The organism is Candidatus Binataceae bacterium, from assembly GCA_036495685.1.
GTDB lineage: Bacteria > Desulfobacterota > Binatia > Binatales > Binataceae > JAFAHS01.
Genome location: DASXMJ010000136.1, coordinates 1 through 12,127, shown reverse-complemented (window position 1 = coordinate 12,127; position 12,127 = coordinate 1). Strand labels below are relative to the sequence as shown.

Genomic DNA, 12,127 nt, shown 5'->3' with positions numbered 1-12,127 from the left:
CATTTCCTCACAATCGACCCGCAAAATTCACTGCCGCCGGCTCCGTCAGCCCCCTCAGTCGAGTCAGCGATTCGTTTCCTTTGGAATTCGGGCGGAAAGACGATCTCCATCATGACCTCTATCCGGCCATCGCTGAGGTGGACGGACCAGAAAACGTGCAACGTAAGCGGTCCGTGCTCAGGCCGAGATCACTCGGACGATCACGTGCGAAAGCTTGCGGTCCGAAGCAAAGCTATCAACGCTTCTCATTTGACAGCGATTTTTGTTTTAGACATTTTACGCAGTTGAACATAAACAGGGTTCGGTTTTGCCGTTCCCTGTGACAACCCTGGCGCGTGTGCTGTTCGTTCCGCGCTCCGAGTGGAGCGCGCGGACCGAGGTTTGTCGCTGAACTCCGCGTGCGGCCGCTGTTTGACCGCTGTATGCCGAGATGAACCGGACGCTCCTGCCCCTCGCGGCCCTCCTGCTGCTCAGCGGAGTCGGCGTTATCGCCGTTTCACAGCGGCCGTGGCTGCCACGCGCCGACGTGGTCCAGCCGGTTCCATTCAGCCATCGGATCCACGCCGGCATCAACAAGATCCCCTGTGAGTACTGTCACGAGTACGCGCGGCGATCCGACAACTCGGGGGTACCGCCGATCGCGCGCTGCGTCGGATGCCACGGGAGCGGAATTACCGGCGGCATCCAGCCCGTCACCCGTGCCTGGAACGATCACCGCCAGCCGCCTTTCGAAATCCGCTGGAAGCGCGTTTATACCCTCCCCGACTTTGTGAAGTTCACGCATCGCGCGCACATTCATGCGGGCGTCGCTTGTCAGCACTGTCACGGACCGGTGGAGACCATGGATCGAGTGGTGCCGGTTATAGAAATCAACATGGGTTTTTGCGTGGAATGTCACACGCAGCGACAGGCGACCTTGGATTGCGTCGCCTGTCACCATTGAACGGGGGATCCGATGCTCGATGGTTTGTCCCGGCGATCCTTTATCAAACTGGCAGCCAGCGCGGGAGCGGCTACGGCGCTTCCCGGCTGCAAGCCGGCGGCGCGCAGGCTCATTCCCTACGTCGTCCCGGATGAAAATGTCACTCCCGGAATGCCCACCTACTACGCGACGACTTGCGCGGAGTGCGCGGCCGGATGCGGCATCGTCGCGACCGTTCGCGAAGGACGGGTAACGAAGCTGGAGGGAAATCCCGTCGATCCAATCGCCGGTGGTTCGATATGTGCTCGTGGTCAGGCGGCGCTGCAAGGGCTCTACAATCCCGACCGACTGGTCGCTCCAATGCTGCGCGGTAAGGGCGGTTCGTTGGTCCGAATTTCGTGGGATCAAGCCGGCCGCCAGCTCAATGATCGTCTCCATCGGGCGGTTGAGGCCGGCAAGGAGCGGGTCGCTTTTCTCGGCGCACCGCGCGGTCCCGCATTCGCGAAAATCGTCGCCGCATTTCTGACCTCGTTCGGCTCAAGCCGTGCCGTTTACTACGAGTCACTGTCAACCGAACCGCGGCGGGCGGCCGCGCAAGCCTTGTTCGGCCGGCGCGATTTGCCGATCTATCGCATCGATCAGGCCGCAACCCTGGTCTCGTTCGGCTGCGACTTCCTGGAAAACGGAGACTCCCCGGTCGAATACGCGCGCCAGTTCGCGGCGTTCCGAACCCCAAGGCAGCATCGAACCGGCCTCGACATGGGACGCTCATTCTATGTTGGACCGCGGATGAGCATGACGGCGGGCAGATGCGATCGATGGGTACCCATTGCGCCGGGGCAGGAGGCTCAGGTCGCATGGGCCATCCTGCACGTGCTCATCGCGCAGCGCTGGGTGTCGCAGAACTCGAACGTTGATCTCAACGCGCTCACCACCATGGTTGCCGCCTACGATCCCGCGTCGGTGAGCCAGCGGACTCAGGTCTCCGTAGAAGCGATCACCAGCATGGCGGAAGCCTTCAGCACGGCCGAAGGCGCGGTCGCCCTGGCAGGCGGCAGCGACCAGACGCTTCACAGCGCGGCCTACGTATTGAATGCGGTGACCGGAAACCTGGGGCGCACGATGGTGTTCCTCGAGGGCCCGCCACCCGAGAGTGCGACCGCGCCCGAGGAAGTGGCGGCGGCGATGACCGCGCTGCGTGACAGCAAGATCGATGTGCTGATTGTCGCGGGGGGGAATCCGGTCTTCACAATGCCGCCCGCGTTACGCGCCGCGGAATCGCTGCAGAAGGTTCCATGCGTGGTCTGGTGCGGCGAGGTTCCCGATGAGACGGCGATGATGGCCAGTCTGCTGCTGCCCGCTCACCACCCGCTTGAATCGTGGCGCGACACCTGGCCGCGAGCGCACGTGCGCGGTCTAGGACAGCCGGTAATGCAGCCGGTGTTCGCCTCGCGCGCGACCGGCGACATCCTGCTGGCGGCGGCACAAGCGGCGGGCGCCACCAGTCTGCCCGGCACTACCACCGAGGAGGTGGTGAAGTCGGATTGGCTCGCAATGGCTTCCCAAGCAGTCGCGTCGAGCGAGGATTTCTGGACCACGGCGCGCCGCGAGGGCGGAATGTTCACTGATGCGAAGCCGGCGGCGGTAACATTGAATCCCGCCGCGCTCCGCACGCCGACTCCCTCGGCCCTCTCGCCGGAGCTTACGCTGCTAACTTTCCCGCATATCTTTCTCTACGACGGCGACGGGGCCAATAAGCCCTGGCTCCAGGAGATTCCCGAGCCAATAACCCAGATCGTTTGGGACAACTGGGCCGAGATTCATAGTTCGACTGCGCAGAAACTCGGCATCGCGCAGGAGCAGGTTGTGGAGCTTCGAACCGAGCACGGCGTCATTTCCGCGCCGGCGCTGCTCTCGAATCGGGTTCACCCGGGAGTGATCGCGGTTCCCTTGGGTCAGGGACATCGATCCTACGGTCGCTATGCGAAAGATCGTGGCTCCAATCCGTGGGAAGTTATCGAGCCCGGCGCGCTTTACATCGCGGTCAAGGCAAACCCGACCGCGACCACGCGCGAACTGGTCACGCCGCTGGGCAAGAGCGAGCTGATGGGACGTTCGCTAGTCGAGGCCATGACCATCGAGGAACTGGCGCGCGGTGGCGAAGTTGCCGAACGACCGCTCGCACCCGAGCCGTACGAAATGTACCCGCCCTTTGATTACGAGCGTCAGTGTGGCATGACCATTGACGTCAACGCGTGCACCGGATGCAGTGCCTGCGTCGCAGCCTGCTATGCCGAGAACAACGTGCCGATCGTTGGTCAGGAAGGGGTGAGCCGCGGGCGAATCATGTCCTGGATTCGCATCGAGCGCTACTTTCCCACCCCCAGCGAGCCGGGGCCGAGTGTCTACCTGTCGCCGATGCTCTGCCAGCAGTGTAATCACGCGCCGTGTGAGCCGGTATGTCCGGTCTTCGCTTCGTACCACACCCGCGAGGGTCTCAATGGTCAGGTTTACAACCGCTGCGTCGGCACGCGCTATTGCGAGAACAACTGCCCCTACAAAGTACGCCGCTTCAACTGGTTTCTGCCCGAGTGGCCCCAGCCGTTCAATTTACAGCTCAATCCCGATGTCACGGCGCGGGGTGTCGGCGTGATGGAGAAGTGCACCTTTTGCATTCACCGCATTCAGCACGCCGAAATCAGCGCACGAATTGAGGAGCGCCCCCTGCGTGACTCTGACATCATCACAGCCTGCGCGCAGGCCTGTCCCGCCAAGGCGATCACATTTGGCGACATGAAAAATGAACACAGCGCGATGATGCAGCGGCGAGTCGAGAACCAGCCGCGCGCCTATCGGTCGCTGGTCGAGCTGAACACGCAACCCGCGATCGTATATCTGCGCGATCTGTATCGCGAGAAAGGAAAAGCGTAAGTGGCTGCCGCGGTCCAGGAACCTGTCGCACCGACCTTTCGCGATATCGATCGCAGTGTACTCCGCGTCATGGAGATGCCGGGGCTCGCCTACTGGATATGGGTCGGATTCTGTTTCGTGCTGGTCGGAATCGGCGCGGCGCTGTGGACGCGGCAGATCTATGAAGGTCTGGGTGTGACCGGTCTTAGGCAGCCGGTCATGTGGGCGATGTACATCACCAACTTTGTGTTCTGGGTGGGAATCGCCCATTCCGGCACTCTGATCTCGGCGATTCTTTTTCTATTCCGCACACGATGGCGCACCGCGGTCTATCGCGCCGCCGAGACCATGACGCTGTTCGCGGTTGCCACGGCCGGACTGTTCCCGATGATCCACCTCGGGCGGGTCTGGAACCTGTACTGGCTGCTGCCGTATCCGAACGAACGCTACCTGCAGCCGAATTTTCGCTCGCCGCTGGTGTGGGATGCCTTCGCGGTCTCTACCTACCTGACCATCAGCGCCTTGTTCCTGTTCATGGGGCTGATTCCCGATGTCGCCAACGCGCGCGAGCACGCGATCGGCTGGCGCAGAACCTTCTACGCGACCCTGGCGCTGGGATGGCAGGGGACCGACGAGCAGTGGCGGCATTTCTCGATGGCGTATCTGCTCCTGGCGGGACTTGCCACGCCTCTGGTCCTGTCGGTGCACAGCGTAGTGTCGTGGGATTTCGCGATGGCACAGCTCCCCGGATGGCACAGCACGATCTTTGCCCCGTACTTCGTTGCGGGGGCGATTTTTTCCGGGGTTGCGATGGTTATCACCCTGCTAGTCCCGATGCGCCGGTGGCTGCATATCGAGGACCTGCTGACCCCGTGGCATTTCGACAACCTGGCCAAGGTGGTGCTGCTCACCTCGCTGGTGGTGACCTATTCGTACTCGGTCGAAACCTTCATGGCCTGGTACAGCGGCGACAAGATCGAGCAGATGACGTTTTATATGCGCTACTTCGGTCCCTGGGGATGGTTGTTCTGGGTGATGGTGCTGTGCAACTGCCTGATCCCACTCCTGCTCTTTTCGCCGCGCATCCGGGTGAACCTTACCGCGCTCTGGATCATCTCGTTGTTCGTCAATGTCGGCATGTGGACCGAGCGTTTCGTGATTATCGCGGGCTCCCTGGCGACCAATTTCAACCCCTCGCAATGGGCGTTTTTCCGCCCCTCGATCACGGAGATCATGATCACGGCCGGGAGCTTCGGCTGGTTTTTGGGGTTGTTCTCGTTGTTTGCACGCTTCCTCCCGATCGTCTCTATGACCGAGCTTAAAGAGGGGATCGTGTGGCTGCGCAAGTCGCTTCGAAAAGATTATTCGCGCGCGGCATGAGCGCACCGGTGGAAATAATCGGTTCTTTCGCAGACGAGTCCGGATGCGCCGGCTGTGTCGAGAAGCTGCGCTCGGCCAAGCCGATCGCGATGCGGGTTTTTTCGCCGATCCCGAGCCACCATATCGAGCACGCCATCGGTAAGCCCAAAAGTCCGGTGCGCGCATTCGTGCTGACCGGCGGGATTCTCGGCGTGATCAGCGCGTTGGCGCTGACCATCGGCACTTCGTGGGAGTGGAACCTGGTCGTGGGCGGGAAGCCGATCGTGTCGTGGCCGCCGTTTATCGTCATCATCTTTGAGCTGATGGTGTTGTTTGGTGGCATCTCGGCGGTGCTGAGTTTTCTGTTTAACGCGCGGGTTCCCGCCTTCGAGATCGATGCCAGGTATTCGTCGCGCTTCAGCGAGGACCGCTTCGGCGTCGTGGTGCGATGCGAAGAGGGCGACGGCACTCGATTTGAATCGATTCTCAGGGACGCGGGCGCAGAGGAAGTCGGACGCGAGGCGGCCTAGGCTGCGCGGAGGGAAATGAGCTCTGAGCCGCAAACCGTCGGTACTTCGATTGAGGAGCGAACCGTCCCGGCCCAGCCGGTGGCCGGCCTTGCATTCAAAGTTCTCCTTGGGGTGCTGGTGCTCCTGGGAATCGTTGGATTCGGGCTGGGATTGGCCAGCGGCCAGGCGGATCGCGCTTGGCAGGCATACCTAGTGAATCTGCTGGTGTGGCTCGGAATCGCCCAGGGTGGGGTGGTGCTGTCGGCTGCCTTTTATCTGACGCAGGGGAGATGGGCGGGGACCACGCAGTATCGATTGGCGGAATCGTTCGTAGGATTCATTCCCCTCGGCTTCATTCTTTTCTGGGGGCTCTACTTCGGCCGCACGCTGATTTTTCCGTGGGTGCTACACCCGATTCCACAGAAGGCGGCTTGGCTCAATACTCCGTTTCTGTTCGCGCGCGACGGGGTCGGACTCGCGCTCATGACCGTGCTCAGCCTGATGCTGGTCAGGCTGTCGCGCGGCCCACAAGCGGCCGCCTGGCAGCGCAACTCCAACGAGATTGAGATGCCACCGCCCGCGACCCGCAGAACCGCGGTCGCCCTCGCGATTCTTTTCGCGGTGGTCTACTCGCTGATTGCGTTCGACCTGGTGATGTCGCTTGCCCCGCAATGGCACAGCACGCTGTTCGGCTGGTACTTTTTCGGGGGCGCGTTCTGGAGTGCGATCGTCGCCACCGCGGTGAGTGCAGTCGTGTTGCGCGCGCGTCTGGGCGCGCATAACGCATTTCGCAATCCCACCGTGCTCCACGATCTCGGGAAGCTCGTCTTCGCGTTCTCGATTTTCTGGGTCTACCTGGTTTTCTCGCAATACATCGTGATCTGGTACGGAAATATTCCGGTCGAGACCTTCTTCATCGTGCACCGCGTTTACCATATGCCGTGGGAAGCGATTTCCTACGCGGTAGTGATCCTGATGTGGGTCGCTCCGTTCCTCGTATTGCTGGGTGTGCGCCCCAAGAAATCGCCAGCGATTCTGGGGACCATTGCGTGCGGCGGGCTGGTGGGCGTGTGGCTCGAACGATACCTGCTCGTGGTGCCCTCGCTATCGCCGCGTGCGATTCCGTTCGGATGGGTTCAGTTGCTCGTCACGCTGGGATTTTTCGGCGCTTTTATCCTGTGCTCGCTGCCAGGCCTGAACCTGACCGCGGCGGCAGCGCTGGCCGAGCCCTGGGAGGAGCACGAATGAGCCGATGCGCTTTTTTAGTTGGTGCGACGGCCGTGGGCGCCGCCGCGGCGTGCTTCGGCTGTGCCACCGGGCGCGAACTGCCGATGACCACGCTTGCGCCCAAATCTGATCTGGCCGAGTGGATTTATCATCTCTTCATCCAGGTCACCCTGTGGGACGCTCTGATTCTTGCGATCGTGGTGACCGCCTTCATCCTGGCGGTGTTCGTTTTCTCAACCCGAGTTGGAGAAGCGGCGCCGCCCTCATCGGCCGCGTCGGATTTGGGGCTGGAAGTCGCGTGGACCGTCGGTCCCGCGCTGATTCTTTTGATGATCTCGATTCCCACGGTGCGAACCATCTTCCGCTCGCAACCGCGCTTTCCGCCGGCAGGTTCTCTGGAGATCAAGGTGATTTCCCATCAGTGGTGGTGGGAATTCAACTACCAGGATTCTGGAGTCGAGACCGCCGACGAACTACATATCCCGACGGGCCGTCCTATTCGTTTGCACCTGCTTTCCGACGACGTGATTCACAGCTTCTGGGTGCCGCAGCTCGGCGGCAAGCGCGACGTGGTTCCCGGACAGATGAACGAGCTCACGCTGGAAGCCTTTGTCCCCGGTACCTATCTGGGGCAATGTGCCGAGTTTTGCGGTCTGTCGCACGCGAACATGAGGTTCCGGGTGATGGTGGAGACGCCGGACCAATTCGCTTCGTGGGAAAAATCTGCGCTGGCTGCACCGGCGGCCGCGAACCAGAACGCCTCGCCAGCGGCCACCGCAGGCGCCAAGATTTTTGCCAACAGTCCGTGTACCACTTGCCATCGTATCGACGGTGTCTCGAAGGGATACATCGGACCCGACCTGTCGCACTTTGGCACGCGCACGACGCTGGCTGGGGGAGTCCTGTCCAACACCCCGGCGAACGTGGCGAAGTGGGTTACGGATCCGGAGGCCATCAAACCCGGAGCGCAAATGCCCAGGCTCGGACTGGCTGGAGAGCAATTGAACGATCTGGTCGCCTATCTGGAGAGTCTGAAGTAGCGGAGTCTGCCAATGGCTGCCCAGCCCAAACCGTTACCGCCGGAACCGCTGAACTACCTGCAGGGCGGGGGCCTGCTCGAATGGCTCACGACCGTCGACCACAAACGGGTCGCGGTCCTGTATTGCGCGGCTTCGCTGGTCTTCATGGCGGTGGGCGGAATTGAGGCGATGCTGATTCGGGCGCAGCTTTGGGCGCCCGACCATCATCTGCTCTCGGCGGCGGTATACAACGAAATTTTCACGATGCACGGCACGACCATGATCTTCTTGGTCGTGATGCCGCTAGAGGTCGGCTTTTTCGCGAATTTTCTGATCCCGCTCCAGATCGGCGCGCGCGACGTCGCGTTTCCGCGCATCAATGCGCTGTCGTTCTGGATTTTCCTGGTCGGTGCGTTATTCCTCCACCTGGGATGGCTGTGGGGCGGCCTGCCCGATGCCGGATGGTTTGGCTACGCGAATCTCACCGAGCGGTACTTCTCGCCGGGACTGAACCTAGACTTCTGGGTAGTCGGACTGCTCATTCTCGGCGTCTCGACGGTGCTCAGCGGACTCAACTTCTTCGTGACTATCGTCACGATGCGCGCGCGCGGGATGAGCTACATGCGAATGCCCATGTTCGTGTGGGCCATGCTGGTTACGGTCGTGCTGATCCTGATCGCATTCCCACCGCTGACTGTTGGCCTCATCTTCCTCACCTTCGACCGGTTCTTCGGGACGCATTTCTACCAGGCGGCGTATGGCGCCACCCCGATTCTCTGGCAGCACCTGTTCTGGCTGTTCGGCCATCCCGAGGTTTACATCATGGCACTGCCGGCCTTCGGAATGATTTCCGAGGTGCTTCCGGTGTTCGCGCGCAAACCACTGTTTGGCTATCCGATGATGGCCTACTCGCTGGTGCTGATCGCGTTCCTCTCGTACGGAGTCTGGGGCCATCACATGTTTGCGACCGGGATGGGTCCGGTGGCGGACAGTGCGTTTGCAATCACCTCGATGCTGATCGCGATTCCAACCGGCATCAAGATCTTTAGCTGGATCGCAACCGTGTGGGGCGGCTCACTGCGGATGACGACGGCATTCTACTTTGCGCTAGCGATGGTCATCGAGTTCACCCTGGGTGGTCTCTCGGGGATCATGCACGCGTCGTCGCCGGTCGATTTGCAGCAGACCGACTCCTATTTCGTCGTCGCACATTTTCACTATGTGCTTTTCGGTGGGTCGATGTTCGCGATCCTGGCCGCTTTCTACTACTGGTGGCCGAAAGTGACCGGCCGGATGATGAGCGAGGCGCTGGGCAAGCTTCAGTTCTGGCTCACTATAATCGGTTTCAACGGCACCTTCTTCCCGATGCACTTCCTTGGAATGTGGGGCATGCCGCGGCGGATCTACACCTACGCTCCAGGTCTCGGCTGGACCCACCTAAACCAGCTCGAAACCGTCAGCGCCTTCATTCTCGGCCTCGCCTTCCTCGTGATGTACATCAACATCTTCCGCTCGCTGCGTTCGGGGGCCAAAGCGCCCGCGGATCCGTGGGACGGCCGCAGCCTCGAATGGTCGGTCGGATCGCCGCCTCCAGCCTACAACTTCGCGCGAGTGCCTGAAGTCCGGGGGCGTGACGCTCTATGGGTAATGAAGTATGGGCGCGCGGGCTCACGCGGCGTCGCGATGTTCATGGGGGGGCAGACCCCGCCGGTGCCGGAGAGCCAGCTCTCGCCGCCCATCGAGCCTATTCACATGCCCTCACCATCGATTCTGCCGCTGGTCATCGCGCTCGCGATGGGAGTGGCGGGCGTCGGGCTGGTGATTGGCGAATGGCGCATCATCATCATCGGCGCAATCACCTTGTTCGTCGCCGTCGTCGGGCTCGGATTTGAGTATCCGGAGCACGGCCAGGAATCGCACGACCCCGATTCCGCCCCCTCGAGCGGCGGCGTTGATCCCCGCAAGGTCGGATTGTGGGCGTTCCTGGGCAACGAGTGCGTATTCTTCGCCAGCCTCATTTCGACCTACGTCGTGTACAAGGGTCGCAACACAGGTTTTCCCGACGCGAGCATCCTGGAGATTCCGTTGACCTCGGTGAGTACCTTCGCGTTGTTGATGTCGAGTCTGGCGATGGTGCTGGCGCTCGCGGCGATTCAGCGTAACGACAAGCGCTGGATGCGCGTGTGGCTGGGCTGCACCATCGCGCTGGGCCTCGTGTTCCTGGGAGTGGAAGCCTACGAGTTCACGCATTTCTATCACCAGGGGCTGGCGCTCCAGACCAACCTGTTCGGGCAGTCGTTCTACACGCTGGTCGGATTCCACGGCTTTCACGTGAGTATCGGGGTGTTGTGGCTCGCGACCCTGTGGTGGGCATCGCTCAGCGACAGATTCGACAAGTCGCGGGCCTTGTCGGTCGAGCTTGGGGGACTGTACTGGCATTTCGTCGATGTAGTGTGGGTAGTCATTTTCACGCTGGTCTACTTGATGCAGCAGGTTAAGGGGGCATGAGCGAAGCGACGCAGATTATAGCCCCTCACGCGCAGGCCGAAACGGCGCATCATCCGGGCGTCGGTATCTACCTGATTGTCGCGGTGTTCCTGGTCGTGCTGACTGGTATGGAAATCACTGTCTTCTACGTGCCGGCTCTGAAGACGGTAATCGTGCCGGTCCTGCTGATCCTGGCTGCGGCGAAGTTCGCCTTGATCGCGATGTTCTTCATGCATCTGAAGTACGATAGCTGGACGCTCAGTGGGATTTTCATTTTTCCGCTGATGATTGCGGCGCTGCTGGCGGCGGCGCTGCTGATGCTATTCGCCTACCTGTCGCACCATTTAGCGTAGGGCCCGGCCAGGAAGATTCGCCATGAACTTTGATTTTTTCGGCGAGCATCCAAGCGTTCCAATCGGCTGTGCCGTGCTCGCCATGCTCTATTGCGGTGCGAGCTGGCTGGCGCGCCGGCGTCCGAGCCGCCGCCAGGCAGCGTGGTTTGCACTCGCGCTCCTGGTGATTCTATTCACTCATACCGCAATCGACGAATTCGCCGATGACCGGATCTTTTTCATGCACATGTTGCAGCACCTGCTGCAGACTTTCGTCATTCCGCCATTGCTGCTCCTCGGAACACCCGGCTGGATGCTCAGACCGTGGGTCATGAGCCAGGCCATCCGTCCGTTCGCGCGCTTTTTTACCAACCCCTTGGTCGCGTTTTTTCTTTTTTCAACGGTGTTCGTAACTGCGCACTTCCCGGCCGTATTCGATCTGATGTGTCGCAATGAAGACTTCCACATCTTTTTGCACCTCTGCTTCATGGTAAGCGGAGTGCTGATGTGGTGGCCGCTCTTAAGCCCGCTGCCCGAGATGCCGCGTCTCTCGTATCCAGCGCAGGTGATGTATGTGTTTCTGCTGCTGATACCGATGACCGCTGTGGCCGCGCCGATCACCCTGGCAAGCCACTTGATCTATCCCTGGTACCTCGAAGGCCCGCACGGATGGGGCCTAAGACCGATGGATGATCAAATCCTTGGCGGCCTGCTCATGTGGATAGGGCAGGGCACCTATCTGATGGGGGTATTCACCGCTATCTTTTATAGGTGGTCCCGCCAGGAGGACCAGGACACGCCGGTGTTGTCTGAATCTCCGAGTCCACCTCTTCGGGTGGTAGGTCAAGGTCGGCCGGCGAGCGCTTGAGTTTCCGTCCAGGTTAAAGGATACAGGCGCCCCGCCCGCGCGGAGATTCCAAATCCCGAGCTCACTCTGGCAGGATTCGCAAGGTTGTCTCCTGCGCTGCCCGAGGGATCGAGTCGCGAAAGGCGAAGCTCAGCGTCCACAGCGTGACGGCAGAATAAACCAGGCCCGCCACGGTGATCATCGCGGCACCCATCTGTGCGACATGGACTGCGTTCTCGACAAATCCGACCGCCAACAGCAGTACGCCGCCGTTTAAGGTGAGGAACACGAAGAGTCGGGTCCTGGTTATCGAGATTTCCGCGATCTTCACCCCAGCCCGGCTGGCGCTGGTCCGAGCCCGAGCCACGAATCCGGGGAAGAGCTGGTAGGACATTCCGACGATAAAGTTGGAGAAGAATCCCAGCAATCCCATCGCGCCATAAGCCGGCGCGAGCCGCGCGCCGAGCGCACTGTCACCGCCGGCGAAAGACAGGGCGATTCCCAGTCCCGCCGCC

10 protein-coding genes are annotated in these 12,127 nt (G+C 61.1%); 9 read left to right on the top strand and 1 reads right to left on the bottom strand.

Annotated features, from left to right (window positions below; genetic code table 11):
- Positions 1–430 precede the first annotated feature (430 nt).
- Genes VGI36_13245 through VGI36_13205 form a run of 9 tightly spaced genes read left to right on the top strand, consistent with a single transcriptional unit; the run spans position 431 to position 11,633 of the window.
- A complete protein-coding gene (locus tag VGI36_13245) occupies positions 431–943 on the top strand; it encodes a cytochrome c3 family protein (protein HEY2486109.1) in 513 nt (170 codons plus the stop codon).
- Between the two features lie 12 nt (positions 944–955).
- Complete coding sequence (locus tag VGI36_13240) at positions 956–3,853, top strand: molybdopterin-dependent oxidoreductase (GenBank protein ID HEY2486108.1); 2,898 nt, start codon at positions 956–958, stop codon at positions 3,851–3,853.
- Positions 3,854–5,212 carry an NrfD/PsrC family molybdoenzyme membrane anchor subunit gene (gene nrfD, locus VGI36_13235; GenBank protein HEY2486107.1) on the top strand — a complete coding sequence of 453 codons (1,359 nt, stop codon included), beginning with the start codon at positions 3,854–3,856 and terminating at the stop codon, positions 5,210–5,212. It abuts the gene before it with no gap.
- Positions 5,209–5,721, top strand: a complete 513-nt coding sequence (locus tag VGI36_13230; GenBank protein ID HEY2486106.1) for a DUF3341 domain-containing protein — start codon at positions 5,209–5,211, stop codon at positions 5,719–5,721. The genes nrfD and VGI36_13230 overlap by 4 nt, the downstream gene beginning before the upstream one ends.
- 15 nt (positions 5,722–5,736) lie before the next feature.
- Complete coding sequence (locus VGI36_13225; protein HEY2486105.1) at positions 5,737–6,948, top strand: hypothetical protein; 1,212 nt, start codon at positions 5,737–5,739, stop codon at positions 6,946–6,948.
- Positions 6,945–7,967, top strand: coding sequence for a cytochrome c oxidase subunit II (gene coxB, locus VGI36_13220; GenBank protein ID HEY2486104.1), 1,023 nt, complete (start codon positions 6,945–6,947; stop codon positions 7,965–7,967). Before VGI36_13225 ends, coxB begins: the two co-directional genes overlap by 4 nt.
- Before the next feature lie 12 nt (positions 7,968–7,979).
- Positions 7,980–10,454: a cytochrome c oxidase subunit I gene (gene ctaD / locus VGI36_13215; GenBank protein ID HEY2486103.1), complete on the top strand. Its 2,475-nt coding sequence runs from the start codon at positions 7,980–7,982 to the stop codon at positions 10,452–10,454.
- Complete coding sequence (locus VGI36_13210) at positions 10,451–10,786, top strand: cytochrome C oxidase subunit IV family protein (protein HEY2486102.1); 336 nt, start codon at positions 10,451–10,453, stop codon at positions 10,784–10,786. Before ctaD ends, VGI36_13210 begins: the two co-directional genes overlap by 4 nt.
- A gap of 22 nt (positions 10,787–10,808) precedes the next feature.
- The gene (locus tag VGI36_13205) at positions 10,809–11,633 is read left to right on the top strand and encodes a cytochrome c oxidase assembly protein (GenBank protein ID HEY2486101.1); all 825 of its coding nucleotides are present in this window, start codon (positions 10,809–10,811) and stop codon (positions 11,631–11,633) included.
- A 61-nt stretch (positions 11,634–11,694) separates the two neighbouring features.
- Here VGI36_13205 and VGI36_13200 read toward each other — a convergent pair.
- Positions 11,695–12,127 (bottom strand): hypothetical protein (locus VGI36_13200; protein ID HEY2486100.1); only part of this gene is annotated, 433 nt, incomplete at its 5' end.

What these genes read in the sequence shown, in the direction of transcription:
- VGI36_13245 (HEY2486109.1), top strand. Translation starts at nt 431, where the DNA reads ATGAACCGGACGCTCCTGCCCCTCGCGGCCCTCCTGCTGCTCAGCGGA.
- VGI36_13240 (HEY2486108.1), top strand. Translation starts at nt 956, where the DNA reads ATGCTCGATGGTTTGTCCCGGCGATCCTTTATCAAACTGGCAGCCAGC.
- VGI36_13230 (HEY2486106.1), top strand. Translation starts at nt 5,209, where the DNA reads ATGAGCGCACCGGTGGAAATAATCGGTTCTTTCGCAGACGAGTCCGGA.
- VGI36_13225 (HEY2486105.1), top strand. Translation starts at nt 5,737, where the DNA reads ATGAGCTCTGAGCCGCAAACCGTCGGTACTTCGATTGAGGAGCGAACC.
- coxB (HEY2486104.1), top strand. Translation starts at nt 6,945, where the DNA reads ATGAGCCGATGCGCTTTTTTAGTTGGTGCGACGGCCGTGGGCGCCGCC.
- ctaD (HEY2486103.1), top strand. Translation starts at nt 7,980, where the DNA reads ATGGCTGCCCAGCCCAAACCGTTACCGCCGGAACCGCTGAACTACCTG.
- VGI36_13210 (HEY2486102.1), top strand. Translation starts at nt 10,451, where the DNA reads ATGAGCGAAGCGACGCAGATTATAGCCCCTCACGCGCAGGCCGAAACG.
- VGI36_13205 (HEY2486101.1), top strand. Translation starts at nt 10,809, where the DNA reads ATGAACTTTGATTTTTTCGGCGAGCATCCAAGCGTTCCAATCGGCTGT.